Origin of the sequence: Variovorax paradoxus (assembly GCF_040544635.1) — a bacterium.
In the GTDB taxonomy this organism is placed as follows: Bacteria; Pseudomonadota; Gammaproteobacteria; order Burkholderiales; family Burkholderiaceae_C; genus Variovorax; species Variovorax paradoxus_R.
The window spans coordinates 16308-42664 of the sequence record NZ_JBEPKJ010000016.1 but is presented as its reverse complement, the minus strand read 5'-3'; the positions used below and the strand labels follow the sequence as shown (position 1 = coordinate 42664).

General features: G+C 62.5%; 26 protein-coding genes and 2 pseudogenes. 12 read left to right on the top strand and 16 right to left on the bottom strand.

The window, feature by feature from the left end; all coding sequences use genetic code 11:
• Positions 1–40 precede the first annotated feature (40 nt).
• Positions 41–1165 (bottom strand): 3-deoxy-7-phosphoheptulonate synthase, encoded by a 1125-nt coding sequence (locus ABIC94_RS23820; protein ID WP_354375459.1) that lies wholly within the window; start codon positions 1163–1165, stop codon positions 41–43.
• A 158-nt stretch (positions 1166–1323) separates the two neighbouring features.
• On the opposite strand from ABIC94_RS23820, the gene ABIC94_RS23815 reads away from it, so the two are divergent.
• The 3 genes from ABIC94_RS23815 (at position 1324) to ABIC94_RS23805 (ending at position 3745) form a co-directional block, all read left to right on the top strand.
• Complete coding sequence (locus ABIC94_RS23815; protein WP_354375458.1) at positions 1324–1689, top strand: hypothetical protein; 366 nt, start codon at positions 1324–1326, stop codon at positions 1687–1689.
• 46 nt (positions 1690–1735) lie between these two features.
• On the top strand, positions 1736–2440 hold the full coding sequence (locus tag ABIC94_RS23810) for a hypothetical protein (protein WP_354375457.1): 705 nt from the start codon (positions 1736–1738) through the stop codon (positions 2438–2440).
• Between the two features lie 81 nt (positions 2441–2521).
• Entirely contained in the window at positions 2522–3745 is a 1224-nt protein-coding gene (locus ABIC94_RS23805) for a toxin-antitoxin system YwqK family antitoxin (protein ID WP_354375456.1), read from the top strand.
• A 4-nt stretch (positions 3746–3749) separates the two neighbouring features.
• Here the strand turns inward: ABIC94_RS23805 and ABIC94_RS23800 are convergent, their stop codons facing one another.
• From ABIC94_RS23800 to ABIC94_RS23765, 8 genes are all read right to left on the bottom strand, one after another.
• On the bottom strand, positions 3750–4631 hold the full coding sequence (locus ABIC94_RS23800; protein WP_354375454.1) for a hypothetical protein: 882 nt from the start codon (positions 4629–4631) through the stop codon (positions 3750–3752).
• A gap of 171 nt (positions 4632–4802) precedes the next feature.
• Positions 4803–5345: a hypothetical protein gene (locus tag ABIC94_RS23795; RefSeq protein ID WP_354375453.1), complete on the bottom strand. Its 543-nt coding sequence runs from the start codon at positions 5343–5345 to the stop codon at positions 4803–4805.
• Positions 5346–5485: 140 nt separating this feature from the next.
• Positions 5486–5944, bottom strand: a complete 459-nt coding sequence (locus ABIC94_RS23790; protein WP_354375452.1) for a hypothetical protein — start codon at positions 5942–5944, stop codon at positions 5486–5488.
• A gap of 18 nt (positions 5945–5962) precedes the next feature.
• On the bottom strand, positions 5963–6259 hold the full coding sequence (locus tag ABIC94_RS23785; RefSeq protein ID WP_354375451.1) for a hypothetical protein: 297 nt from the start codon (positions 6257–6259) through the stop codon (positions 5963–5965).
• Positions 6260–6472: 213 nt separating this feature from the next.
• Positions 6473–7405 (bottom strand): universal stress protein, encoded by a 933-nt coding sequence (locus ABIC94_RS23780; RefSeq protein ID WP_354375450.1) that lies wholly within the window; start codon positions 7403–7405, stop codon positions 6473–6475.
• A 134-nt stretch (positions 7406–7539) separates the two neighbouring features.
• On the bottom strand, positions 7540–7941 hold the full coding sequence (locus ABIC94_RS23775; RefSeq protein WP_354375449.1) for a GreA/GreB family elongation factor: 402 nt from the start codon (positions 7939–7941) through the stop codon (positions 7540–7542).
• A gap of 454 nt (positions 7942–8395) precedes the next feature.
• Positions 8396–9298 (bottom strand): pirin family protein, encoded by a 903-nt coding sequence (locus ABIC94_RS23770; RefSeq protein ID WP_354375448.1) that lies wholly within the window; start codon positions 9296–9298, stop codon positions 8396–8398.
• A 10-nt stretch (positions 9299–9308) separates the two neighbouring features.
• The gene (locus ABIC94_RS23765; protein WP_354375447.1) at positions 9309–9965 is read right to left on the bottom strand and encodes a hydrolase; all 657 of its coding nucleotides are present in this window, start codon (positions 9963–9965) and stop codon (positions 9309–9311) included.
• A 426-nt stretch (positions 9966–10391) separates the two neighbouring features.
• On the opposite strand from ABIC94_RS23765, the gene ABIC94_RS23760 reads away from it, so the two are divergent.
• Together ABIC94_RS23760 and ABIC94_RS23755 are read left to right on the top strand one after the other, a co-directional pair.
• Positions 10392–12158 (top strand): amidohydrolase, encoded by a 1767-nt coding sequence (locus ABIC94_RS23760; protein ID WP_354375446.1) that lies wholly within the window; start codon positions 10392–10394, stop codon positions 12156–12158.
• Between the two features lie 150 nt (positions 12159–12308).
• Complete coding sequence (locus ABIC94_RS23755) at positions 12309–13280, top strand: zinc-dependent alcohol dehydrogenase family protein (protein WP_354375444.1); 972 nt, start codon at positions 12309–12311, stop codon at positions 13278–13280.
• A gap of 26 nt (positions 13281–13306) precedes the next feature.
• Here ABIC94_RS23755 and ABIC94_RS23750 read toward each other — a convergent pair whose 3' ends face one another.
• Complete coding sequence (locus ABIC94_RS23750; RefSeq protein ID WP_354375442.1) at positions 13307–14206, bottom strand: LysR family transcriptional regulator; 900 nt, start codon at positions 14204–14206, stop codon at positions 13307–13309.
• Between the two features lie 241 nt (positions 14207–14447).
• Here ABIC94_RS23750 and ABIC94_RS23745 point away from each other — a divergent pair, with 241 nt between their 5' ends.
• Both ABIC94_RS23745 and ABIC94_RS23740 read left to right on the top strand, forming a co-directional pair.
• Entirely contained in the window at positions 14448–15323 is an 876-nt protein-coding gene (locus ABIC94_RS23745) for an AraC family transcriptional regulator (protein WP_354375441.1), read from the top strand.
• A 354-nt stretch (positions 15324–15677) separates the two neighbouring features.
• Positions 15678–16016: pseudogene (locus tag ABIC94_RS23740) on the top strand (integrase core domain-containing protein); the annotation flags it as partial.
• Here the strand turns inward: ABIC94_RS23740 and ABIC94_RS23735 are convergent.
• Positions 15989–16852 (bottom strand): alpha/beta fold hydrolase, encoded by an 864-nt coding sequence (locus tag ABIC94_RS23735; protein ID WP_307579879.1) that lies wholly within the window; start codon positions 16850–16852, stop codon positions 15989–15991. The pseudogene ABIC94_RS23740 and the gene ABIC94_RS23735 sit on opposite strands and share 28 nt — an antisense overlap.
• On the bottom strand, positions 16852–17823 hold the full coding sequence (locus ABIC94_RS23730) for a tripartite tricarboxylate transporter substrate binding protein (RefSeq protein ID WP_354375440.1): 972 nt from the start codon (positions 17821–17823) through the stop codon (positions 16852–16854). Before ABIC94_RS23730 ends, ABIC94_RS23735 begins: the two co-directional genes overlap by 1 nt.
• Before the next feature lie 212 nt (positions 17824–18035).
• Between ABIC94_RS23730 and ABIC94_RS23725 the strand changes: the two genes are divergently transcribed.
• Both ABIC94_RS23725 and ABIC94_RS23720 read left to right on the top strand, forming a co-directional pair.
• The gene (locus ABIC94_RS23725) at positions 18036–19004 is read left to right on the top strand and encodes a LysR family transcriptional regulator (protein ID WP_354375439.1); all 969 of its coding nucleotides are present in this window, start codon (positions 18036–18038) and stop codon (positions 19002–19004) included.
• Between the two features lie 4 nt (positions 19005–19008).
• Positions 19009–19404, top strand: a pseudogene (locus tag ABIC94_RS23720) (transposase); the annotation flags it as partial.
• A gap of 287 nt (positions 19405–19691) precedes the next feature.
• Here ABIC94_RS23720 and glmS read toward each other — a convergent pair.
• Positions 19692–21572 (bottom strand): glutamine--fructose-6-phosphate transaminase (isomerizing), encoded by a 1881-nt coding sequence (glmS, locus tag ABIC94_RS23715; protein WP_354375438.1) that lies wholly within the window; start codon positions 21570–21572, stop codon positions 19692–19694.
• Positions 21573–21710: 138 nt separating this feature from the next.
• Between glmS and ABIC94_RS23710 the strand changes: the two genes are divergently transcribed.
• Positions 21711–22193, top strand: a complete 483-nt coding sequence (locus ABIC94_RS23710) for an Lrp/AsnC family transcriptional regulator (protein WP_354375436.1) — start codon at positions 21711–21713, stop codon at positions 22191–22193.
• 27 nt (positions 22194–22220) lie between these two features.
• On the opposite strand, the gene glmU is transcribed toward ABIC94_RS23710, so the two are convergent.
• Entirely contained in the window at positions 22221–23651 is a 1431-nt protein-coding gene (gene glmU, locus ABIC94_RS23705) for a bifunctional UDP-N-acetylglucosamine diphosphorylase/glucosamine-1-phosphate N-acetyltransferase GlmU (RefSeq protein ID WP_354375435.1), read from the bottom strand.
• On the opposite strand from glmU, the gene ABIC94_RS23700 reads away from it, so the two are divergent.
• Positions 23650–24537, top strand: coding sequence for a DUF6279 family lipoprotein (locus ABIC94_RS23700; protein WP_354375434.1), 888 nt, complete (start codon positions 23650–23652; stop codon positions 24535–24537). The two genes, glmU and ABIC94_RS23700, sit on opposite strands and share 2 nt — an antisense overlap.
• 29 nt (positions 24538–24566) lie before the next feature.
• Here the strand turns inward: ABIC94_RS23700 and ABIC94_RS23695 are convergent, their stop codons facing one another.
• Complete coding sequence (locus tag ABIC94_RS23695; protein ID WP_354375433.1) at positions 24567–25268, bottom strand: Crp/Fnr family transcriptional regulator; 702 nt, start codon at positions 25266–25268, stop codon at positions 24567–24569.
• 160 nt (positions 25269–25428) lie between these two features.
• Here ABIC94_RS23695 and ABIC94_RS23690 point away from each other — a divergent pair, with 160 nt between their 5' ends.
• Positions 25429–25833 (top strand): BLUF domain-containing protein, encoded by a 405-nt coding sequence (locus ABIC94_RS23690; protein WP_354375432.1) that lies wholly within the window; start codon positions 25429–25431, stop codon positions 25831–25833.
• 52 nt (positions 25834–25885) lie between these two features.
• Here ABIC94_RS23690 and ABIC94_RS23685 read toward each other — a convergent pair whose 3' ends face one another.
• Positions 25886–26206 carry a DUF2917 domain-containing protein gene (locus ABIC94_RS23685; protein ID WP_354375431.1) on the bottom strand — a complete coding sequence of 107 codons (321 nt, stop codon included), beginning with the start codon at positions 26204–26206 and terminating at the stop codon, positions 25886–25888.
• Between the last annotated feature and the right edge of the window lie 151 nt (positions 26207–26357).

The following is a 26357-nucleotide window of genomic DNA, read 5'->3' as shown; positions in this document are numbered from 1 at the left end:
ATGCGGCAACGGAGCAGGCTTTGAGCCGTTGGCCCCAGCCTCACGCCTTCGACAAGCGCCGCCGCACCTTGATCGCCGAAGCCAGCCCCTCGAGCACCGGCACCGTCTGAGCAAAGCCGATGCAGGCATCGGTGATCGAGACACCATGCTTCAGCGCGACGCCCGGCCTCAGGTCCTGCCGCCCCTCTTCGAGATGACTCTCGATCATGATGCCCGTAATGCGCCGCTCGCCGGCCGCGATCTGCGCCGCCACGTCTTCAGCGACCACGATCTGCCGTTGATGCTGCTTGCTGCTGTTGCCGTGCGAAACGTCGACCATGACCTGAGGCCGCAGGCCGTTCGCCAGCAGCGCCTCGCAGCTGGATGCGACGTCCGCGGCCGAGTAGTTGGGAGCCTTGCCGCCGCGCAGGATCACGTGGCAGTCGTCGTTGCCGCGGGTCTCGAATATCGCGGCCATGCCCATCTTGGTCATGCCCATGAAGGCATGCGGCGCGCGAGCCGCGAGGATGGCGTCGGCCGCTACCTTGACGCTGCCGTCCGTGCCGTTCTTGAAGCCAACCGGGCAACTCAGGCCCGACGCCAGCTGCCGATGGCTTTGGCTCTCGGTGGTGCGGGCGCCGATGGCCCCCCAGGCGATCAGGTCGGCAATGAACTGCGGACTCAACAGGTCGAGAAACTCGGTGCCGGTCGGCAGGCCCAGGGTGGTCAGCTCTAGCAGCAGGCGCCGCGCGCGTTCCAGGCCTTCGTTGATCGCGAAGCTGCCGTCCAGGTGCGGGTCGTTGATGTAGCCCTTCCAGCCCACGGTGGTGCGCGGCTTCTCGAAATAGGCGCGCATCACGATCAGCAGGTCGTCCTGCAGAGAATCGGCGACCGTCTTCAAACGCTGTGCGTATTCGATGGCTTGGTCGTGGTCATGGATGGAGCAAGGGCCGACCACGACGATCAGCCGGTCGTCGCGACCGTGCAGCACGTCGGCAATCGCCGCACGGCTGCTTTCGACCAGCGCCAGCGTGTTGTCACGCACGGGAACGCGCTCCTGCAGCAGCGCAGGGGTCATGAGCGGACGAACGGCACCGATACGCACGTCGTCGATCCGTGTGGTGTCGAGCGTGCTGTCGCGGGAGCCGATTTCGGCGTCGTGGAGGGGATCATCGAGACGGGGCATGGTCGTGGCTGTGTTTTTGAACTGAGCTTTCCCGATTGTCCTCTCGAAGGCGCCACAGCCGAAACGCTTGCAATGCGGCCGGGCTGCGATCGGGTGACTTTCGACACTGGTACATCGCATGCATCGGGCGTAGTTTCGTTGCTGGCGTCATCTTTCTGTTGCCGCGCCATTCCTTTATGAACACTTCGCCACTTCTTGCCGCTCTTGCCTTTGGCCTCTTGGTTCTCTCTTCGCCCGTAGTCGCCGCGCAGGCCGCGCCCTCCGACATCTCCGTACGCACCGAAGACTACCCCCGCCCACCCTATTCCGGAGCCACCTACTACATCTATGAAAAGAACGGTGCGCCCATCTGCACCAAGCTCTCTGTATGCAACAAATACGGAGACTGCCAGGTGTCGTACAGAACCGGCGTCTACAAGGATCCGTTGGACTTGGGCGCACCTCACCGCCAGAACGCCGCCGTTCCCATTCCCGGCGAGAAGCTCAAACGCCATGTATGCCTGACGAAATTCAAACTGCAATGACCATTGATCGGATCTGCAATGCCCGGCGAGCGCCAGACCTCTTCCCATGATCTTTGAAGACCTGACGATGAAACTTTTCACCCTTGTTGCCGTGGCCCTGCTGCCGTTTTCATTGGCTCGCGCTGCAGGAGAAGAGCCCGCGTTCCGGGAACTCAAGTCCGTTGCGGTGTCCGGTGCAGAGTTTGCTGCGCGCGTCCACTACGATCCTCCGAGCACGGCCTTGGTGAACAAGCCATACAAGCGAGACGACGTGAACTGGACCCGGGTCTTGAGCACTCCGATCGACCGGAAGAACCCCCAGCCTTACGAGATCCACTACACCGAAGGAATGAGCGGCGATCCCATGTTCAGGATCGTCAAGGCCGGTGCGAGCCGGGCAGCGGGAGAGCTTGCCGGTATCGAGTTGTTCCTTCCGGGAAATGGCTCTGCGTATGTGTCTGGCCATACCAACAGCCTTTTCGATCACCGCCGGAAGTTCGAGCTCAAGGACGACAAGCTGGTCGAGGTGAAGCAAGCGTTCTCTTACGTGGGCCTGGCGTCGAAGGCCCTGCGAAGCATCACCATCCATGCAGACAAGAAGCTCTCGCAGCCCGTGGCGATCATCCCGGCGGGGGGCGCGTTGACCGTCGTTCTCAACGAAGGCGAGCACTACCTGATCAAGACGCCATTCGGACTGCTCGGCTGGATCCGCTACTCCACATCAGCCCAGCAGGCGGATTTGATTGAAGGCCTGTATTTCAAAGGGGACTGAGCCAGGACGCTACGCCTGCCGAACGGCGAGGGTGACGGAAGTGCCCGTTCGCAAGTCTCTTCAACGTGAAAGAAAAATCCAATGTTCCATCGATCGGCACAACGACTGATTTCCCGCCAAGCCTGGGCAATTCTGGCGTTGGTTTCGCTCGCCCACGCGCCGCTTGATTCGGCATGGGCGGCCGGCGGCACCCCAATGGCGGAGAAAAGCGGCTACCGCTGTCTTTATTCTCGCCATGTCACTCAGGATGCCTCTGCCTGCGTGGTGGGCTACTTCGACAAGAACGGTGTGCTGATCGGCGAAGACATCACCGAGCACAACATCGCGCAAGTGGCCTACTACCGGGTATTGCTTGGCAAGGATGAGGCGGGTCGCCTGCGGATTTCTTCCTATTACCCGGGAGGTCAAAAAAGGACGGACGCCATTGCCGTCAGCCGGACCGACAACATGCTGGCTGAGACCAGCATGGGCAAATTGGGTGCGGATGGTGCTTTCCGGCACTGGTATGAAGACGGCAGGAGCAGAGAAGTCAGCGCCTTCCGTGAAGGTCGGCTCACCGGCTTCTCTCAATCCTGGTTCCCCAATGGTCAGTTGCAGTTCGACGGCGAGTACGTCGACGACGCATTGCATGGACGAATAGTCACCTACTACTCCTCCGGCCAGATGAAGCAGGAATCCCAATACAAATTTGGAAAGTTGGATGGCTCATCCACGGTGTGGCATGAAAACGGGGTCAAGAGCGCCGAGGCGCGCTATGACTACGGACGGCTGGTCGGGGCGTTCACCACCTGGCATCCGAATGGAAAGAAGAAGGCATACAGCCAGCGCCACTATGACGTCATCGATGGCACATATACCGAGTGGTATGAAAACGGCCAGAAGAAGCGGGAAGAGAACTACGATCGCGGCGCCCTGGAGGGCGAGGCCACATACTGGTACGCCAACGGCCAGCGCTCGGCATTGAGGCGCTATACCAAGGATCTGTCCGAAGGGCTCAGCCAGATGTGGTACGACAATGGACAGATCAAGGCGACAATCCAGAACAAGAATGGGAAGGAAAACGGCCCATTTTTCCGCTGGCACTGGAACGGCAAGAAGCAGCTGGTCGGTCAATTCGTAGACGGCAAACTCGACGGCGTAGTAACCCGCTACGAGCTCGACGGGTCATCTACCGAAAGTCTTTACGAACGCGGGGTGTTGCGCACCACTCGAGACCAGAAGGATGGCCAGGCACTTGCGTCCCCGCCGCGCCACGGCGAGGAGACTCCTGTCGCGTTGCCGATGCCGATGCCGAAAGAGAACTGATTGATCAGAACTCTTTGTTCTCCAGCAGGTAGCCGGGAGGCATGACGTAGTTCCAGTTCTTTTCGCTGAAGGTGAATTCCCAGGTCTGCGGTGCGAGCGTCTTGCCGCTGTTCTTGCCCATGACCGCAATGCGCAGGGGGAACACCTTATCCTGGATGCGGCTGGTGTCGATCTCCAGGGTGCTGTCGAGATCGGAAGTCTTTTGCTCGCAGACCTTGTCGTCTTCGTTGCAAGCGCCCGCGTCGGAGTACTCGGCCGTCATGCCGGCCAGGTCCTTGATTTTCTTGCCGTAGGGCGCCAGCACGATGTACCAGCTGCCGGCATAGCCTTGGTGCACATCGCCATGGGTGTTGAGCCATCCCCAGTAATCCGAAGGCCCGACCTTGACGAATTTCCAGTTGGCCGGAGCATTGCCGTACGCCCCATAGTTCATGCGGGCATCGCCCGACAGCATGACCCATCGACCCTGCTGCCGCTCCAGCACGAAGGCGCCGATCAGCCCGGGCGTGGGATGCCCTCCGTCTGCGGTGCTGCCACGCGCGAGCAGATAGAGCCGTTCACCGGCTGGCGCATTCACGCGGTCCACCCGATCCAGCTCCATGCAATAGTTCAGGCCCTCCGCTTCCGTCTTCCAGCAGCGCCCCGCTTCGTCGTAGCCGCTGTAGACCTCATCCAGGATGGGCTTTGCCAGCGCCAGCAGGGCCGGATCGTCGACCGTGCGCGGTGCTTCGCCCTCGCGCGCCGTCGAAAAAGCAAACGCATGCGGCGCAGCAGAGACCTCCGATGACTGCGGCGCTTGAGGCGACGGCGCTTCACTGCGCTTGCAGGCGGCAAGTGCAGCGGCGACACAGGCAATGAGAGCCGTGGTGCGGGCAAGCTTGATCATGAGAACGATGGAAAAGAACGGCGATGGGCGACGTGCCTCATCACACCAGCGAGCAAGGTACGCGCGCCAAGAGCAACGTACCAGTGTCGAAAGTCATTTTCAGTGCGGCGGACTCGTGCCCTCTGCGACGATCTCTCAATCAGCCGGCCCGGCCAGCGTGTTCGCGTTTCGTCACAGCGAGCACGTGAACACACGGACTGTTTCGACCGGCGTTGCAACTGCCTGGGAAATCTGTCCCTTCAAATCGGGCAGCCATGCCGCGCGGGACTTTTGCAAACTGTCCAGCTCACGGCGAAGCGCGACATCCTTGTTTTTCTCGTAGACGAAATCGCCGATGTACACAATGCGGCCGCCGGGCGCTGCGAAGGCCTGCGCCCGCGCGCCGCCATGGCGCGGAATATAGACATAGTTCCCCGCGGGCACCTCGAAGGCAAAGTATTGAACCGGGCCCGGCGTGGCGGCCACTGTCGCCTGTGTTCTGTTGAATCGGAAGCAGCTGCCCGCCACAGACTGGCTCTCGACGTCATAAGCGGCCAGCTCGATGCCGAAGCGCTCGGCCTGCCAATTGCCTTCAACACCCACGCCGTACACGACAACCGCGCTCGCGTTACTGGTGACCATGCCGGGTGTCAGCATTCTCACGCCGTTCGACGCGCAAGCCGATAACAAGAGCACCGAAGCGATCAATCCCAGCAGGTACGGCTTGCGATTCATTCTGGTCTTGCAGGAGCTGTGCGAATCCATCTTGGCAACCATATTCTGCATAGGCGGAAATGGCAATCGCACCCTTCTCTCGCGGACGCTCACCTCCGGTGCGCGCAACCATGGGTGCGGGTATATGCGCTGTGGCCGGATCAACGGGACGAAGCGCTCGCTCGCCACATTCCCTTCACGATCAGCACTGCGAGCAGTACGCCTGCTCCGGCAAAAATGGCGCAAGCGAGCAGAAAGTGCAGTGGCGCCTGCGCCAACACGATGTCCGGGGCATCCCACGGGGCGGGAATGACACCTCTGACGAGTCCTCGCACGGCAATGTAGAGAGGCGCGCCCCCGAAGAGGAGCGCCAGAAAAATGCCGAAGACCTTCAACTGCCACGGCGATAGCACGGTGTGCTCAAAACCGCTGTCTTCGAACCGGTGTTCGCCCAGGATCGGGAGATTGAATATGGCGACGGCGAGTGCGAAGAAGGCGACAAGCACTGCGGGGATGAGGAAGATCCCTCCCAGCGCAGAACTGCCCTGACGCATCTCGATTGCGACGAAAGTCGCACCGAGGAAGATGACAAGCGCTATTGCCCTGCGAAACAAGCCCATCGATTGGCCCCCGAAGTATCAAGTAAGGTCGATATCCGCGTCATCGTCGTTCCAACGGCGCTCGATGAGCCAGGCCGCCAAAGCGGCGGTTGCCAGGCCCAGCAAAACGCTGCTCCAGCCCCATGGCCCCACGCGCCAGCGAGGCACCATCAGCAAGAATAGAGCCCAGAGCAGCGGGGCGCGCACCAGTGCCCGAAGGATTGCACCGGGCACGAGGATCGTCATTGCGAAGACAAACGCCAGCCCCAAGCCCCAGGCCACGATCTCTCCCAAACCCATGGCGACAGTCCAGCCCAATATGCGAAAGAAATCCACGGCGGGATCTGCATGCGCGGACAGGCTTGTGAACGCCAGAAGGGGCCCCGCCCAATGGGCGGGCCGAAGGTGCGATGTCAGGGGCGGCGCGAGCATGGGCGCAGTATGCATATCCCCGCCGTGTGCTGGATATCCAAGGCAAGAAGGCGCAAAGGCCGCGACCGACAGGTGCTTGCGCCGATACCAACCGTGGACGCATGCGTTCAAGAATCACTATGTCCGACCAGGCGCTTGCGGCGCGCCAGCGCGCACCCGACGCCCGCGCCGGAATTCCGCCGCGAGTCGATCGGTTGCGCGTGTGCCCGACACGGCTCGATAGCCATGGGGTACCACCAGAACGTCGCTGGTGCTTTGGCGGAGCACGCCCTTGGCAACGCTTTCGAAAAGAAAGTCCACTGCTGCCGATGAAGGATGCTTGCCGACAACGATGAGCTCGGCCCCACTGCGCTGCTGCTGCACAGCCACCTGCCTTGCCGGGCTTCCATGCCTGATGGCGGACAGCACACGATTGCGGCGCGCATCATAGGAATCTGTCAGCGAGAACATGCGGTCCTGTGCGTACCTTTGGCACTCCTCGCGGTACGCCTTGATGGCCTGTTCAGAAACCTCCGCATAGCGAAGCTTGCCCTCATTCGCCGTGCTGATTGCGTGGAACAACTCCACCTGTGCATCCTTGCTGAGTGCGAATCCCAGCTCGATCAAGCCGCGCGATGCTTCACTGAAGTCGACAGCCACGACCATGCTGCGATAAGGTCCGTTGGCGGGCGTCCGCACGGCGAGAACCGGCCGCCGGCACTTCCGAAGCATGCCCTCCATGGGCTGGCCTCGAAAGAGTGACCGGATTCCTCGGACCGGCGCGGTGCCCCAGACCAGGAGGTCGGCGCAGTGGGCCGCCGGGAGGATGTCCTCAAAGGTGAACGCGATCTGGTTCATCGAGTGCACGCGGATGCCATGGCGCTGGCCGAGTTGCAGGGCATGGTGCGCCAGCCGGCATCCGGCATCGGGTGGCGGAGGTTCACCAGGGTATGCCAGGTAGATGAGCTTGAGCGGCGCACCGTGCTCCGCGCACAGCTGTGCTGCACGAGAGAGGGCGTTGTCGCCATGCGCGGAGAAATCGGTGACGGCAAGGATGGAACGTGGGGTCACGGCAGAACTGCTTTCGGAATGGCTCGCGCCACGCTTCCGGCGCCGGGTAGGAGCCAGGGAGCGGCGCAATGAAGAGGAGGCTCGAATGCGAGCCGGGCGATGGGCAGGCTCAACTCCGTTGAGCAGTTGCCCGTCTATCTTTGGTAGTCGCCAGCGGCCTCGGGCTGGAAGAGGATGGCCGCGACTTCAGCAGCGCAGTTGTCGCCATTCGGCGTCAGCCACTTCGCGACGTCTCCGACCTTCAGGCCCAGCAGGCTGCTGCCAACGGGCGAGAGCACCGAAATAAAGCCGGCCGCCGCCTCGGCATCGCCTGGATAGCAGACAGTGAGCGTTTGACGCCGGGCGGTGTGCAGGTCGACGAGCTCCACTCGCGAGTACATCGTCACGACATTGGACGGCACCGCGCGCGAGCTTGTCACCTCGGCGATTGCCAACAGGTCGGCCAGGCTTGGGGGAAGCTCGCGCCCGAGCAATTTGCTCAGGCGAGCGAAGTCAAGGTCGGTGAGCATGCGCTCGCCGTGAATCGTTGCATGCATTGACGCACTCCATCGAATGCGAGCGTCGTCCAATGGGACGGCGACCGCTACCGCGCGAGGCTTTGTGCCCGGCGGTGGATGGTTGCGCTGAAAGGGAAGAGAGCGGACCGCCGGGCTTAGGAATGTGCGGGCGTCAGCTGACGACGCACCTTCTTTGCGGCAGCACGGGCATAGGCCGCTGCGAGAAGCAGCGCAGCCAAAGCAACCTGGATGCAAGCGAAGGTGGTGGTCATGTGTGGGAAGTGTAGGCCGAGGGGCGCCGTCGTAGTTGTTGCGCAGGCAATGGCCTCACACCTCTTGCCAGATTAAGCGCGACAGAGCGCAGCAACTCAGACGGTCCGGTTCACATGCGCCCTATTGCGGAACGTACGTTGAGTTGTCAGCTTGATCGGACAGGGCAAGGGCGTTAGCGCGGGCTGAGCGCCGCGCTTCGGGTTGGGACGCAGAAGGATGCTCAGTCCTTGAAGACTGGGACCGTGCCGCTCGCGTTTCGTCGGTCGCCGGCGGCAATCAGGAGCCGCCGCAGGCGCTCGATGTTGGCCTCACCCTTGGCCAGCGAGTCTGCAGAGGTGTGGACGGAATAGCTCCCTAGATGCAAATCATGGGGATGTGGTGTTGCGGAGCCGATCACGAAGATTGCGTCGCCACTTGAGCCGGCCTTCAGGTTGATGCGCTGATCTGCCTGCTCGAAAATGACCATCTCGCCGGCATCGGCCGGAATCTCCCCGATCAAATGACCGCTTGAAACCGCCAGCCAGGCGAGCGGCTCTGTCGGAGGTGGCGTAAACGTCCACTCGGTGCCAGCGTCCAGCCTGACCAGGAGGTAAGTCACGCCCTCAGGGGCACGAGCTGGGCTGCGGACGCCTTCATAGCTGCCGAGAATCACGTGCGCGGGCCCGACAGTCGGGACGTGCTCGGCTTCAACGTACTGGCTGTCTACGGCCTGGTGCTCAAGGTCGGGACGCAACGCAATCCAGAGCTGAAATCCCTTTGCTTTCGGAGTCGTCCCGCCGGACAGCTCTTTACCGTGCCACACGCCGTTGCCCGCGCGCATCCACTCAAAGCCGCCGAAACCGATGTGGCCTGTCCCGTCTGCGGGGTCATCGAATCGCAGGTCTCCGTCGGTGATGACGGTGATCGTTGCAAGTCCCGAGTGCGGATGAATGGAGAAGCCTGCTCGCGGATCATGCAGGTCGACGTCAAACAGGTCGAGAAACACGTAGGGCTTGAGGAGGTGACCAAGGTCCGATGGGCTCATCAATCGGGTGACCGGACCGTGAGTATCGCCCCGCGTCCTGAAGGTGACGCGGCGAAAGCTTTCGTTGGCAGAAATCGGCAAGTCGTTGGGTGAGTTCATGGCTTGCACTTCACATGCCCGGCGTGGCCGCCTTTCCTGCAGACTCGAGGAGTTGCACCTCCCAGGCATACGCGATGCCACTGGCGCCGCCGTGCTCGGCCATCACGCCTGCCAACTCGACCGCGGTTTTCTCTCGGGCCCAATCCCGCTGCCACTCGCTGACGACGGCCATCCAGGTGATGGGAACCGCACCGGCCTGCACCAATCGGCGGACGGCCATGTCATGCGACTCCGCGGAGACCCCACCCGATGCGTCGGTGACGACGAAGACTTCATAACCTTCGCCTAGCGCCTGAATCGCCGGCTGCGCCAGGCAGACCTCCGTCCACAACGCCGCCAGGACGAGTTGCTTCCGGCCGCTCTTCTTCACGATATCCGTGACCTGCGGATCCTGCCAGGTGTTGATCCATGTGCGGTTGATCGGCTTCTGATCGGGGTATACATCCTGCAGCTGCTTGATGATGTAGCCACCGCGCTCTTCAATCACCGTCGTGAGAATGGTCGGCACATTGAAGACCTTGGCTCCCTTTGCCAGGCCGACGACGTTGTTGACGATCGTTGTTGCGTCGTGGCTGTTCAGGTTTGTGAATTGATAAGGCTGATGGTCGATGAGGACGACGATGCTGTCTTCAGGGCGAAGCAGTGCATTGAGACCAGTTTTGGACATGGGGAAACTCCTTGAAGTACTTGACGCTTCGCATCGTTGAGGGACTCGGAGAGGGAATGTTGCCAAGGCCGACGTGGACCGTCACTGTCAGATCTTGCGGCTGGCAGTTCGAATCGCTCATTTGGTTGCCGGCCACCCGAACCCAGCCCGACCACATGCAAGCAGTGCCTTGGGATCGAAGGTGTGCTTCAGCCAGGCCGCTTGCCACGGCGGCGAAGCGCTGGCCATGAGCGAATCGTGCTGCCGCAGTCAAGAACAATCAGTGACTGTGCGGGAGCAAGAAGGCAGCATCTCCCTGCTAAACGCACACCGCGGCGGAGTTCAACTCGTTGATCGAAATTGACAGGGCGTGGTGTTCTTTCAATTCATCAATGAGGAATGGCAGTGAAGTTGATACTAGTGATCGGATTGATAGTGGCGAATGGCTTGACCAACGCCCATGCACAAGCCAAGCAGGAGGCTCCAGGCGCGGACCTGATCGTGCACAACGCCAAGATCTTCACCGGCAACCCGGCACAACCCGCGGCGTCCGCCCTGGCCGTCAAAAGCGGCCGCATCTACTCGGTCGGCACGGATGCCGAGGTGCTGGCTTTGAAGAACGCAAACACCCGAATCATCGATTCCGCCGGCCGGCGGCTCATCCCGGGCATCATCGATGCCCACACCCATGTGCTCAACGAGGGCGGATACAACTACACCCTGCGATGGGAGGGCGTTCCAACGCTGCGCCGGGCCTTGGCGATGCTCAGTGAGCAAGCCAAGCGAACCCCGGAAGGCCACTGGGTCAAGGTGATTGGCGGCTGGTCTCCCTACCAGTTCGAGGAGAAGCGCTTTCCCACCATGGACGAACTCCGCAAGGCCGTCCCCAATCGCCCGTTGATCGTGCAGTACGCCTACAACCGCGCCTTCATGAACCAGCAGGCGATGGATGCCCTCGGCGTGGGCACCGACAGGTTTCCCAAGCTGCCGGGCACCGAGTTGGAGAAGGACGATCAGGGCAGGTACACCGGCGTGGTCCATGGCTACACGTTCACGTTCATCGCCATGGAGACCATGGTCCCGCAGCTCTCCTTCGATGAAGAGGTGAGTTCCCTGGTTCAGACGATTCATAGTCTCAACCGCGTCGGCGTCACCTCCATCGTCGATGCGGGCACGGGCTTCCGCGGCTATCCCAAGGCCGTGCCCACCGTGAATGCCCTGGCCCGCGACAATCGCCTCAACATCCGCATGCCCTTCGTGGACATCCAGTTTGGAGAAGGCGCCGACTTCAACGTGGTGGACGCGCAGATCACGGCAATCACGAAGACGGCGCCGATCAGTCCCGGGCACAACCTGCACCCGCACCTGGCCCACGGTCATGCCTACCAGGGAGCTGGCGAGTTGCTGTCGGTGGAGGTGCACGACCACGAGAACTTCGACCGTCCGGCGGTCATCATCCAGCCGGACAAGATGCGAGAACTGGTGGAGCGGGACATCTCCAAGCTCGTCCAACGGCGCATTCCTTTCCGCGAACACATCACCTACGACGAGAACATCACGCCATTTCTCGATGCGCTCGAGAAGCTGAACGAGAAGTTGCCGCTCGACGGCCTGCGGTGGAGCATCGAGCACGCCGAGACCATCAGTCCCGCGAACATCGCCAGGGTCAAGGCGCTGGGCGGCGGCATCGCACTGGACACCAAGATGGCGCTGCACGGCGACGCCTTCATCAAGACCCACGGCCGCGACAAGGCATTGCTGACCCCGCGCCTGCGCCAGCTCGTCGACAGCGGCATCCCCCTGGCCATGACCACCGACGCGTTCCGCGCGGCCTCGTTCAATCCGTGGGTCGGTATCAGCTGGATGGTGTCGGGGAAGTCGGTTTCCGGTACCGAAGTGCTGGCCAAGGACAACCGTCTGTCGCGCGCCGAAGCGCTGAGGCTGTTCACTCGCAATGCGGCGTGGTTCATGAACACCGAATCCGAGATGGGCATGATCGCCCCCGGCCACCTCGCCGACTTCGCGCTTCTGGACAGGGACTACTTTGCGGTTGCGGAATCCCAGATCAAGTCCATCTCCTCGGTCTTGACGGTCATGGATGGCCGGGTGGTATACGGCGCACAGGGCTACCAGCCGCTTTCCCCGGCACTGCCCGAAACACTGCCCACCTGGTCGCCGATCAAACACTTTGGCGGCTATTACCAAGCTCAGTGAGGTCACCAGACCGAGCAATCCCGGACCGTTGAGTCGCTCGCCGTGCCGATGTGCGACATCGTTGAAGCACATCGCGGCATGTCGTGAGCGCTCTTCACGGGCCGCATGGCAAGTTCCTGTCCCTTACCGAGACATTGAAAGGATACTGAGATGAAAGCGATCGTTCTGAAGAAGTTTGGCGGCCCTGACAGCTTCGAGCTGCAGGAAGTGGCAGTTCCTGAAGCCGGTGCAGGCGAACTCTTGGTGCGTGTGCTCGCCACAGCCATCAACCCGCTCGACTACCAAATCCGCCGGGGCGACTATCCGGCCTATGTTCCCCTTCCCGCCGTCATCGGCCATGACGTCTCCGGTGTCGTGGAAAAGGTGGGCCCTGGCGTCGCCGACTTCGCGGTGGGAGACGAGGTGTTCTACACACCGCAGATCTTCGGTCCGAAAGGAGGCTCTTACGCCCAGTACAACGTCGTGGCTGAGGCGTTGGTGACCCGCAAGCCTGCCAACCTGACGCATGAAGAAGCGGCCTCCACGACCCTCGTCGGGGGAACAGCCTGGGAGGCCCTTGTCACGCGGGCGAGGTTGCAGCCGGCCGAGTCTGTGTTGATCCATGGCGGAGCCGGTGGTGTTGGCTCCATCGCGATTCAACTGGCCAAGGCGATGGGCGCAACTGTGTACACGACTTGCAGGAACCGTGATCTGGCGTTCGCTCGCCAGCTCGGTGCAGACCACGCCATCGACTTCACCAGCCAGGACTACATCCAGGAGATCGCGGACCTGACGGAGAAGAAAGGCGTGAACGTCGTGCTCGACACGATCGGAGGGATGACTTTGAGCCAGTCGCCTCATGTGCTCAGCGACGCGGGCCGTGTCGTGTCGATCGTCGACCTGGCCACGCCCCAGAACCTTGTCACGGCATGGGGCGTGAACGCCGAATACCACTTTGTCTTCACTCGCCAGAATCGGGGCAAATTGCTCGCGCTCAAGACGCTGCTGGAAAGCGGCCGCATCCGCCCGATCATCGGGGCGAGGTTCTCACTCGACCAGATCCCGCAGGCGCATGCCGTCCTGGAACGCGGTGAAGTCGATGGCAAGCCTTTCCACGGGAAAGTAGTGATTTCCGTTGCGTGAGCGACGCATGCGCGGCCGGACGCTTACTAGCCAACGGGGACGTTATCGCCGAAGTCTGGAAACAGACTGAAGTAGTCCGTCAGCATTTCTGTCAGCACCCTGATCTTCCGCGCGGGATGCTGACCTGGTGGGCGTACAACGTATGCGCCTGCTGGCCTGGTTGGATGTTTCGGCATGATCACCACCAGCGCGCCGGAGGCCAGATGGGGGCGTGTGAGTCCAAGAGGCAAGTAACCGATGCCTAGTCCCGCCACGGCCGCGGCGACGAGAGCAATTCCGTTGTCTGCCTTGAAGCGGCCTTGGGGCCGAACAGTCACGACTTCGGTTCCATCCATCAACTGCCAGGTTTCCGTACCCTGCATCAGCGCTTCGTGGTCAAGGAGTTCGTCTGGCGTTTGAGGTGCGCCATGCGCTTTGATGTAAGCAGGGCTTGCGACCAGGCTCCCGTTCACAGGTCCAACATATCGAGCGACAAGGGTGGAGCTCGGAAGGTGGCCAACGCGAATGGCGCAGTCGTACCCCTCAGCGACCAAGTCGACGAACCGGTCGGTGTAGCAGGTCTGGATATGAAGCTGAGGATGCCGATTGGCCATCTCGGCGAGTACTGGCGCGAAGTGGGTCGGACCGAAGGACAGCGGCGCCGCGACGCGTAATCGGCCGCGAAGCTCCCCGGCGGGCAGGATCGTCTCCTGGGCAACATCTATCTCTGCGCACACCCTGGCTGCATAGTCGCGAAACGTCGCACCAGCCTCCGTGAGGGATGTGCCTCGCGTGGTACGAGCGAGCAACTGAACGCCCAGCCCCGCCTCGAGCCGAATGAGCCGTCGGCTGACGATGGACTTGGCGACGCCGAGACGGGCGGCGGCCGCCGTGATGCCTCCCGCGTCGGCAACTTCTACAAAGGTTCTTAGCTCTTCGATGTCCACCAGCGTTCCCCGTTCTGCGACATTGATGTGCAGATTACGGGGCTACCGTACCACGAAATGGCATGCGAAGATGGCCAACAGATAGCCTTCGGGTGAGCGCGACACCCTACTCGGCAGCACGGCGCGGACCTCAGACGCGGCGATTCAGTGAATGATCAGTTGAGCAATGTTCGGCGTTCTGTGGGCCGAACCAAGCAAACAAGACGCGCCTCGGGGGTGTGTCGAAAGCAGCCTCATACGTATGTCGAACGAATTTGAACTTCCTGAGAACGTGGCCATGATGAAGCTGTCCACTCGTTGCTGGAATGGCATGAATGTCAGTCTGGCTGAATACACCTGCACGGGCAGAGTCCTGTTTCATCTCGAAAAAAATCAAGACTCTGCTCGGATTGGCGCTGAACTCGAATACGTCGGACGGCACCGCGCTGAGCTCAGGTCGGCGCCCAACATACCTAATTCAATTGTCTACAGGCCTCGGCCCATCTATTTCGCACCGGCGGAGATGGAGCTGTGGGGGCATTCGGGAGATGCCTGCTATCTCAAGTGCGGCGGGATCACCTTCGACGTAGACATGCTCCAAGAGCGTCTGGGAATATCTGACTCACTGGGACCGATTGATGTTCCTCGGCTCCGCTTCTCTGATGACCGGTTATGGACGTTGATCAAGTTGCTTACAGATGCGATCAACGACTCTGATCCCACCGCTCAGCTGTATGGTGACTCGCTGACTGCAGCGATTGCAGCAAGGCTCTTCGAACGGCCCAAAGAGGTCAAAGGAAGCGAGGGCGGACTGTCAGCGATTCAGCTTAAAGATGCCTTGAGCTATCTCGATGCGAAGATGCCGGCGAGAGTGGACCTTGCAACACTTGCGAAACTGGCTGGTTTGTCGCTGTCGCATTACAGCCGCGCCTTCAAGGCGTCGACTGGGCTGGCGCCGTATCAATGGCAGCTGCGGGCTCGTGTCGAGCGAGCCCAGGAGCTGCTAGTGAACACCAATTGGTGTCTACAGGATATTGCTGACGCCACCGGCTTTGCGGACGCGGTCCACTTTGGTCGGACATTCCGCAAAATAACCGGCGCTACCCCGGCTGCATGGCGGATGGACCGGCTCACTTAAGGAGACTGAGGGCCACGCTGTTCTTTGCCAATAAAGTCGGAGACAAGGTTACCTTTGAGGCGCGAGTCCGAAAGCCGTTCGGGGATCGAGAAACACTGAGACAACCGAGGAAAGCAGCTCGGCGCGGGCAAAAAGTCGGCAATAAAGTCCGAGACGCCGTGGCTCGACCCTAGCAGAGGAGTCCGAAGGGCAAATTGTCTACTTCTTGGCCACTGGATCTTCGGATGGTTCGCCTACCTTCGCCCGCCGAATCGAGATGGTCAAACAGATGACCTTGGAAGGCCTGGATGCGGCCCAAGCCGGCGCAGCCATCGTGTCACTTCGCAGACAGCCATGAAGTGGCTTGGCCGGTAGGCGTTCCGTTCGAGGGAGTTCGCTGCGGCCTGCAAGGCGCTGGGCGTACGACACAACTTCACCAGGCCGTACCGGCCTCAAACCAATGGCAAGGCCGAGCGGTTCATCCAGTCGGCATTGCGTGAGAGGGTCTATGGCTGGACGTACCAGAACCCAGCCCAGCGAACCGAGGCCTTGGCGAGCTGGCAACACCACTACAAATGGCATCAACCCCACAGCCCCATCGGATGCACCGCTCCAATGCACAGGCTTAAATCTGCAAATGACCTCTTGACGGTTCACAACTGGCCCGGGGGCCAGACGCCACGCTATCATCGACAACCAAGGACGTGGCGCTGAAGGAAGTCGAGCACCACTGAGTTAAAGACAGCCGGATTGTCCCGGTGGACGCCGTGTCCGCTGTCCGGTACTTGCAGCAGTTGTGCCTGAGGCATCAACCGGGACAAGGCCATCGTCGTGGCGCGATGCACTTCCAGCGTGCGCTCGCCGTATAGCAGAAGTGTCGGCGCATCAAAGTGCCGCAGCGCCTCCTCGTCGAGTGAGGGAAATGGTTCCGAGGAAATCAAGAGCGCGCGCATCGCCTCGGCATTGCGCAGCCGCCGCTCGCGTCCTGCAGGGGTGCTGGATTCGCCCGGGCCTGAGCCATTGATGCCTTCGGTGAGCAGGCGTACTGCCGATTCACGTTCGCCCGCCGCGAAAGCATCGGCGGCCGGGTCCATTACCTCTCGCTGGAAACGCAGCCTCGCATCGCGGCCTCCGTCACTGCGGTCAGCAAACGGCAGGACGGGGGGCTCGGTCAGCGCGAGGGCACGGACCTTACCTGGATGCGCCAAAGCGAGCTGGAGAGCTGTAAATGCGCCGTAGGAGGTGCCGATCAAAACGGCCGGCGTGGCTTGCCAGCGCTCAAGGAGAGCTGATAGGTCTTCCGCTTCGGCGAGCACGGAATGGCTCCGGCTGTCGATCGTATTTCGGTTCGGGCTGCTGTAGCGTCGGCTGTAAGTGATGCAGCGAAAATGCGGTGTAAAGGCCGCCCATTGCGGCGCCCAAGACGACCAGTCTCCCATCCCGCCGTGCACGAAAACGAGCGTCGATCCTGAGCCCTCCTCGGCATAGTGGATGTCTATACCGCCGGCAATCACGACGCGTTGTAGCGGCCGCTGTTCGAGAGCGCTCATCATTCGACTTTCAGATTTGCCAACAAGGGGCTCAGGCGTAACTCCTCGCGCTGCAGATACTGCTGGAAGGCTTTCGGATCGCCGGGTTCTGAAGCGATGCTGCCGGCCTTGAACTCACCCTCTTGGTACGTCGGGTCTGCCAGCACTTCCCTCATTGCTGCCGCCAGCCGCGCGACTACGGGAGCGGGGAGGTTTGCGGGACCGAATAAGCCCGTCCAGAGATCTGCCTCGGCGCCCCTGACCGTCTTACTCTCATTAACCGTCGGAATTTCGGGCGCGGTTGGATCCCGTCGTGCCGAAATGATGCCGAGAGCCTTGAGCTTGCCGGCTCGGATCATCGGCAAGGCTCCCGTCAATGCCATAGTGCCAACTTGAACCTGGCCGCCGATCAGGTCGTTGAGCAGCGGAGCGCCTCCCTTATAGACGACCGGGCTGACCTTGAATCCTGCGGCGTCCGCAACGATCGTACCGCCTATGGTCTGAATCATCGCTGCCCCGGTGGCGCCCAACAGCAACGGCTCCTTGGCCCGCACGACCATGGCCGTTAGCTCGTCGACGTTGCTGGCAGCGAGCCCGGAGTGGGCGACCAACACCGTGCTGTTAGTCGAAAGTTTCGCGATGGGCGTAAAGTTTCGAACTGAGTAGCCCGACTTAAGCACCGCAGGCCCGACTATCAAGTCATTGACCGATCCCAACAGCAACGTATAACCATCAGCCGGCGCCCGCTGCACCTTCTTGGCGCCAATGGTGCCTGAGGCCCCAGCAACGTTCTCAACCACTACGGAGCTGTGAAGGCGCTTGCCAAGCTCGACTGCCAACGTGCGACCGATGCGATCCACCGAGGCGCCGGCGGGATATGGAACGACCAGTGTGATCGGCTTGTCAGGGTAAGCCTGTGCCCGGGCTAGCGGGGCAGCGGCGGCGACCGTGATGGCGATCAGCAGCGATCGGCGATTGAGGTTGCGCTTCATGCAGTCTCCAGGCGCCGGTGATAGCCGGCAAGATTTGATCGGCGAAAGATCTCGGCTCAAGTGGCGTGGCCACTGGGTGGGCTGCTGATCCTGCGTGCGGTGCGGTGCCAGCCAGTGTCGAAGCTTCGGGGATAGCCGTCTAATGAAAAATTCCACAGAGGTATAGGAGAATCCAATACCATGGTTTAGACGACCTTCCGCTCATCGCCATCATGCGCACCTCCGCCAGTACCCTTCGCAACCGCCTTCTGAGCAGTGCTCGATTGCGCCACCTGCACGTCTTCGTCACAGTGGCCGAGCTGCAGACGGTCAAACGCGCCGCCGAGACCGTGGGCATCAGCCAGCCGTCCGCCACGCAGGCGCTCGCCGAACTGGAGCGTTTGCTTGAATGCACGCTGTTCTTGAGACATGCGCGAGGCATGGCCCTGACCCCAGCGGGCTCACAGTTGCTGCCACTTGCCCGCCGAACGCTCGGGATCATGGATGACGCTGCCACGCAAGCCGCTGCGCTGGCACAAGGCGCCAACGAGGTGGTCCGGGTTGCTGCTATCTCGGCCGCCATCGAAAGTCACCTGGGCAAGACGATTCATGATTTCACCCAATTGCATCCGAGAGTGCTTGTGCATCTGCAGGAGGCCGACGCATCACGTCAAACGTCACTGCTAGCAGACGATGACGTGGACTGCGCGTTCTGCCGTGCACCTCCTGTCTTGCCCAATGGATGGTCCTTCACACCTCTATGGCCGGACCGGTTTGCCATCGTCGCTGGTCATGCCCATCCGCTCGCTCGCAAGCGCCGCGTGACAATGTCGGACCTCGTGGCTGCCACCTGGCTCGTAACACCAACATCGATGGCCGCACGGGAAGCATTCGATACGTTCTTCGCGCACGCCCCAACTCCGATAAAGACGCATGGTGTCGTCACCAACTCAGCCACCATGCTCTCTAGCCTGCTCTCGCAACAGCATCTGCTGACCTTCGTTCCCGCCAGCATTGTTCGAAGTGGTGTGGAATCCGGTCTGCTCGCAGAAATCTCGTGGGCCCAGCGTTTTCCTTTCTCGCCGATCGGCCTTCTTGTTCCGCACCACGACCGGGGTCCGGCGCTCGGCAGCTTCACGAGCTATATGCAGAAGACGGCTAGGGATGTTCTGCAAGACTGGCACGAGCCCTGCGTGAGTTGAAGCCATGATTGCCAAACGAGTGACTAGTGCACCGGATCAACTCGACCTCGGGCTGAACCTGTCAACGAAGAAGACGCGCAAGCGGCAGTTTCTTGACGAGATGAATCGCGTGGTGCCGTGATCGGCGCTGGTGGCGCTTATCGAGCCTCGGGCCCGCACGGGTCGCCCGCCGTTCGCCGTCGAGACGATGCTGCGCATTCACTTCCTGCAGCAATGGTTCAGCCTGTCGGACCCGGCGATGGAAGAAGCGTTGCACAACGTGCCGCTGTACCGCGAGTTCGCAGGCCTGGATGGTGCTGCGGTGCGTTTGCCCGACGAGACCACCATACTGCGCTTTCGTCACCTGCTCGAAGCCCACGACCTGGCCGCCCGGATGCTGGGCGCGGTCAACGACATCCTCACCTCCAATGCGCCCTTCCCAACATCAAGGATGTTGATACGTCGAAGGTTGAACCCGACTGCGCGAGGCAGTGCACCGCCAGCTACTCTGGTTGCGTGTCAACTGTTCGCCAACGCGAAGTGTTCCAAGCGTGCCACCACGCCTATCAGGTGCGCGTCAACAGGTGCAGGGCAAAGCACCGACGACGACCATCCCTAGCGTTCCCCCATCGATGAGCATGTCTCAGACATTAATGCGCTGTCTCAGACATTAATGGCAAAGAACACACGACCCACCAGCGCCCGCCATCACTCCACCGTCACACTCTTCGCCAGATTGCGCGGCTTGTCGACATCGGTGCCGCGCGCGCATGCCGTGTGATACGCCAGCAATTGCAGCGGCACCACGTGCAGCAGCGGTGAGAGCGCCCCGTAGTGCTCGGGCATGCGGATGACGTGCAGGCCTTCGCTGCCCTTGATCTTGGTGTCGCCGTCGGCCAGCACATAGAGCACGCCGCCGCGCGCGCGCACTTCCTGCAGGTTGCTCTTGAGTTTTTCGAGCAGCGTGTCGTTCGGCGCCACGGCCACCACGGGCATCTCGCTGGTCACCAGCGCGAGCGGGCCGTGCTTCAGCTCGCCGGCGGCATACGCCTCGGCGTGGATGTAGGTCACTTCCTTGAGCTTGAGCGCGCCCTCGAGCGCAATCGGGTAATGAAGCCCGCGGCCGAGGAACAGCGCGTTGTCCTTGCGTGCGAAGTCTTCGGCCCAGCCGATGATCTGCGGCTCGAGCGCGAGCACGGACTGCAGCGCCACGGGCAGGTGGCGCATCTCCTTCAGGTAGCGCGCCTCGTCGGCTTCGCTCAGGCGGCCCTTGCTCTGCGCAATGGCGAGCGTCAGCAGGAACAGCCCGGCCAGTTGCGTGGTGAAGGCCTTGGTCGAGGCCACGCCAATTTCCACGCCGGCGCGTGTGATGTAGGCGAGCTTGCATTCGCGCACCATGGCGCTGGTGGCCACGTTGCAGATGGTGAGCGTCTGTTCCATGCCGAGCGAGCGCGCATGCTTGAGCGCGGCCAGCGTGTCCGCCGTTTCGCCGGACTGGCTGATGGTGACCACCAGCGTCTTCGGGTCGGGCACTGAATCGCGATAGCGGTATTCGCTTGCGATCTCGACTTGCGTCGAAATTTTTGCGATGCCCTCGAGCCAGTATTTGGCAGTGCAGCCGCTGTAGTAGCTGGTGCCGCAGGCCAGGATGAGGATCTTGTCGATGTCCTTGAACACGCGATGCGCGCTGGCACCGGTGGCACCGTCCTGCCCGATGCCGTCGAACAGCTCGGGCACGATGCCGGCCACGCCTTCGAGCGTGTCGCCGATGGCGCGCGGCTGCTCGAAGATTTCCTTCTGCATGTAGTGGCGGTACGGGCCGAGCTCTGCCGCGCCGCTGTGCGCCTGCACTGTGCGCACCTGCCGCTCGACGGGCTTGTGGCTGCGGTCGACGATCCAGTATTTGCCGGGCTGCACATCGACCACGTCGCCTTCTTCCAGGTAGACGATCTGGTCGGTCACGCCGGCGAGCGCCATGGCATCGCTCGCAAGGAAGTTCTCGCCGCCCTCCTTGCCCACGCCGAGGATGAGCGGCGAACCCGCGCGCGCGCCGACCACGCGCTGCGGTTCGTCGCGGCAGATCACGGCAATGGCATAGGCGCCGTGCAACTGCAGCACCGCGGCCTTCACGGCCTCGAACAGGTCGCCGTCATACAGGCTGTCGACCAGGTGGGCGACCACCTCGGTGTCGGTCTGGCTCTCGAACACGTAGCCCTTGGCTTCGAGCGCCGCGCGCAGTGTTTCGTGGTTTTCGATGATGCCGTTGTGCACGAGCGCGATGCGGCCGGGGCGCGCGCCTTGTGCGTCGGCGCCGGGGCCGTGGCTGAAGTGCGGGTGCGCGTTGTGCACGGCCGGTGCACCGTGGGTGGCCCAGCGCGTATGGGCAATGCCGGTCAGGCCTTCGACATGGTCTTCGCGCACCTGCGTGACGAGGTCCGCCACCCGGGACGTGGTGCGCGCGCGCGTGAGGCCGCCCGCATGAACCGCCACGCCGCAGGAGTCATAACCGCGGTATTCGAGCCTCTGAAGCCCCTGCACCAGGACCGGAACGATGTTGCGATGGGACGCTGCGCCGACGATGCCGCACATGGTGAGCTGCCTTTGAATGAAGAGGAGACCTGATGGTAGGGAACGGCCGAAAAAATATGCACTCAAAATTTCATCCAATTTGGACTTTTATTTCACAACATCTCTGATTTGGATTTTTATTCCATAATTTACCTTCATATGGAATCAATCTCTCTGGATGCAATAGACCTTCGCCTGCTGGACGCGCTTCAGCGCGACGCCTCGCAGACCAATCAGCGGCTGGCCGCCGAGGTCGGCATTTCGCCGCCCACCTGCCTGCGGCGTGTTCAGCGCCTGCGGCAAGACGGGTTCATCGAGCGCGAGGTGGCCCTGCTCTCGCCCGACCGGCTGGCCACGGTGCTGGGCCACGGGCTGCAGGCAGTGGTCGAAATTTCGCTGGACCGCCAGGACGCGGCGGCGCTCGATGCCTTCGAGGCGCGCGTGATGGCCGACGACGCGGTGCAGCAGTGCTGGCGCGTCTCGCCGGGCCCGGATTTCGTGCTGGTGGTGGCCGCCCGCGACATGCCCGGCTACGGCGTCCTCGCGCAGCGGCTTTTCAACGCCGACGCGAACGTGCGCAACGTCAAGGCCTTTTTCAGCCTCAAGCGCGCAAAGTTCGAGCCTCGGCTTCCTTTGGCCTGAAAGCACGCCGGGCCTGGGCAAGCCTCTTCAGGCCTTGGGCGTTTTCTTCGGGCGCTGCCAGTTGGGAATGCTGATCTGGCGGCCGCGCCCCACGGTAAGCGAACCGGGCAAGGTGGCCTTGGTGACAGTCGAGCCCCCGCCGATGGTGCCGCCCGCGCCGATGGTGATCGGTGCCACGAGCACGCAGTTGCTGCCCACGTGCACGTCGTCTTCGATGACCGTGCGGTGCTTGTTGGCGCCGTCGTAGTTGGCGGTGATGCTGCCCGCGCCGTAGTTGACCCGCTGGCCCACGGTGGCGTCGCCCAGGTAAGCCAGGTGATTGGCCTTGGCACCGTCGGCAAGGGTCGAGTTCTTCACCTCGACGAAGTTGCCGATGTGCACCTCGGCCCCCAGTTGTGCGCCGGGCCGCAGCCGGGCGAAGGGGCCGATGAGCGACTTTTCACCCACCGTCACGCCGGCTTTCTCGCCCTCGATGTGGGTGAAGGGGTGGATCACCGCGCCCGCCTCGATGCGCGCATTGGCAATCACGCAGTTGGCGCCAATGCGCACGCCCTCACCGAGGAACACCGAGCCTTCGAACACGCAGTTGACGTCGATCTCGACGTCGGCCTCGCAGGCCAGCGTGCCGCGCAGGTCGAATCGCGCCGGGTCGGCGAGCCGCACGCCTTGCGCCATCAGCGCATCGGCCTGCCGCAGTTGCCAGCCACGCTCGAGCGCCGCCAGCTGTGCGGGGCTGTTGATGCCCGCCACCTGGAGCGCGTCGGTCGTGGATTGCGCGACCACCGGCACACCGTCGGCCGCGGCCAGCTTGACGATGTCGACGAGGTAGTACTCGCCCTGGGCGTTGCGGTTGTCCAGCCGGGCCAACCAGCCCTTGAGCAGGCCAGCGGGCACGGCCATCACGCCGCTGTAGATTTCGCGGATTTCGCGCTGCGCCTCTGTCGCGTCCTTGTGCTCGACGATGGCCGTGACTCCGCCGCCCCCCTCTTCCGTGGCGCGGACGATGCGCCCATAGCCCGTCGGGTCGTCGAACTCGATGGTCAGCAGCGCAAGCCGCTGGCCGGCGCTGGCGGCAATCAGCGCGCGCAGCGTTTCCTCGCCGATGAGCGGCACGTCGCCCGACAGCACCAGCACCGTGCCGTCGTCGGGCAAGAGCGGAACCGCCTGCTGCACCGCGTGGCCGGTGCCGAGCTGCGGCTCCTGCCGCGCAAACTGCAAGGCGGTGCCGATCGCGCTGGCGGACATCGCGGCCTCGACCTCGGCCGCACCGTGGCCGGTGACGACCACCACATGGCGGGCCCCGATGCGCGCGGCGGTGTCGGTCACATGCGCGAGCAGTGCACGCCCGGCCAAACGATGCAACACTTTGGGCAGCCTGCTTTTCATGCGCGTGCCTTTGCCGGCCGCCATGATGACCACGTCGACCGGCCCCTGGTTGTCTTGCGGAATCTGATTCATGCCTCTTTCTACCCGAATGCGTTGCGCCAAGTTGGCGCGAATTATCGGCGCGCTGCTGGTGGCCGCCGCGCTCGGCGCATGCAGCACGATCAAGCTGGCCTACAACAACCTCCCGGAGGTGAGCTATTGGTGGCTCGACACGTACCTCGACTTCGACGGTTCGCAAACGCCCAAGGTGCGCGACGAACTCGCGCAACTGCTGAGTTGGCACCGGCAGAACGAACTGCCCCGGGTCGTCAGCCTGCTGCAGGAAGCGCAGACCCTGGCGCCGCGCGACGTGACCGCGGCCGAGGCGTGCCGCATGGCGGACCAGATCAGGGAGCGCCTGCTGGCGGTAACCGAACGCGCGGAGCCGGCCGGCACCGAGCTGGCGCTGAGCCTGACCGAGCCGCAGTTGCAGCAGCTCGAGCGCAAGTACGCAAAGAACAACGCCGACTACCGCAAGGAATGGCTCGACCGCAGCCCCGCGAAGGTCCAGCAGCAACGCTACGAGAAGTTTCTCGATCGCCTGGAAGATTTCTATGGCCGGCTGACAACGGAGCAGCGCGACCTGGTGCGGCGGCAGGTGGCGCAGTCGGTGTTCGATCCGCGGGCGGCCGACGCCGAGCGCCGCCAGCGGCAGCAAGAAGCGCTGGCACTGCTGCGCGGCTTCAACGCCGCCAGGCCCCCTGCGGCTGAAGCGCGTGCCGCGATTCATGCCTATGTGATGCGCGTTGCAGATCCGCCACCGGGGCCTTGGCGCGATCATCAGCAGGCGCTGCTGCAGGAAGGCTGCCGCAATCTGGCCGCCCTGCACAACGCCACCAGCGCCAATCAGCGGGAGCAGGCGGTGCGTCGGCTGCAGGCCTACCAGGACGATCTTCGGCAACTGGTGGCCGCGCGCTGAATGAATATTTGCTTCGAGGCGCCGCGCGGCTAGATCAGCGGCGTCGGCCGTATGGGGCGCTCAAAGTAGTCGCCGAGCGTTTCGAGCGCATGAGGCTCGAGAATGCGCAGCCAGCCCGCGTCGAGCTTGTAGAGGCCCAGGCCCTGCAGCCTTCGCAACGTCTTGTTGGTATGCACCAGAGACAGCCCCAGCGCATCGGCCAGGTGCTGCTGGTTGAACGGAAACTCGACCCACCCGTCGCGCACCATGCCGACCCGCTCGGCCCGGCGGTACAGGTGCATCAACAGCATGGCCACGCGCTCGCTCGCGTTTCGGCGGCCGGCGGTCACCAGGTTGTCGTCCACCAGCTTTTCCTCGCGCGCGGCGAGCCAGGTGATGTCGTAGCCCAGTTTGGGCTGAGCATGAAAGAGCTCCCAGAGCCGGTCGCGCGAGAACGCGCAAAGGGTGGCGTCGGTCGCGGCCTCGACGCCGTGCGTCTGGCCGTCGGCAAACTCGTCCTGCAGGCCGATGAAATCGCCGGGCAGCAGAAAACTCAGGATCTGCCGCCGCCCGTCGCTCAGCGTCTTGTAGCGAAACGCCCATCCGGCATAAAGCGTGAACAGCTGAGCACTGGGCCGATGCTCTTCGATGATCGCGCCGCCAGCCGGAACGCGGCGGGAACCGACGCGGAAGGACTCGATGGTCTTCAGTTCTTCCTGCGAGGCCGGCAAGAAGGCCTCGAGCTTGCGCAAGGCACAGTCGTCGCAGGGATTGGGCCCTTCGGGAGGCGCTACGGGGGGTAGATGGTCCTCGAATTTCACGCGCCACTATAGGCTCTTCGTCTGTGTCTTTTTACATTTCGCGGCCTGCGGGAGGTTCATACACTTCGCACGTTTTCCAGTCCCAGTTCGCATGACAGAAGAAGCATCGCTTTTCGAAATTTTTTATTGCAGCCTACTCGCGCCAGACCTGCCACCCGCCACTGTCGGCACGATCGTGACCCAGGCCCGTGCACGCAATGCCCAGCACCACATCACCGGCCTTCTCGTTTTTGACGGCATGCGCTTCTGCCAGCATTTCGAAGGTCCGCGGGAAGCCGTGGAGACGCTGATGCGCCGCATCGACCGCGATTCGCGGCACACCGACGTCCGGGTGGTTTACCGGGGCGCGCTGGCCACCCGGCGCTACACCGGCTTCGGCATGGGCCTGGCTGAAAGCGAGGGGCCCCACCTCATGGCCGGCGTGCACGCGCTGGAGGGCGAAGCCGCCCTGAAGCACTTCCTGGCGCTGCGCCCCAGCTTCGACATCAACGGCTGAAAACAAAAAAGGCGGCCGAAGCCGCCTTTCCGTCCGTGGGGAGTCTTGGCGCTCAGGCCGGATCCCACGAGTAGGTGGCACCGTAGCCATCCCACGCTTCCATGACGATGCGCTGGCCGGCGGCCACGTTCAGCGACTCGCCCGGTGCCAGCACCAGGTCTTCGCTGGGTGCGGCGGACGTGGCGTCCGGCGTGATCCAGACGCGGCCCTGCTTGACCCGCAGCACGCTGGTCGAACGCGCCTTCAGGCTCATTGCCTCGCCGGGCGCAATTTGCCAGGCACCGCGGCGCACGGCCGGGGGAACGGCGAAAGCGGCACGGGCAGCGGGAGACAGGGAAGCGAGCGATTCGTTGGTGCAGACGGCGGTGGACATGATGTAACTCCTTGGGCTTTGCCGAAGTGCGATGACACAGGACGGAGGCAATGGCGCAGTTCGGGAATGAATGATCGTTCTTGCCCTGTTGGCAGTCCAATGAAAACGAAGTAGCCTACTGATTCCGAATTCGCATCAATCGACCGATGCC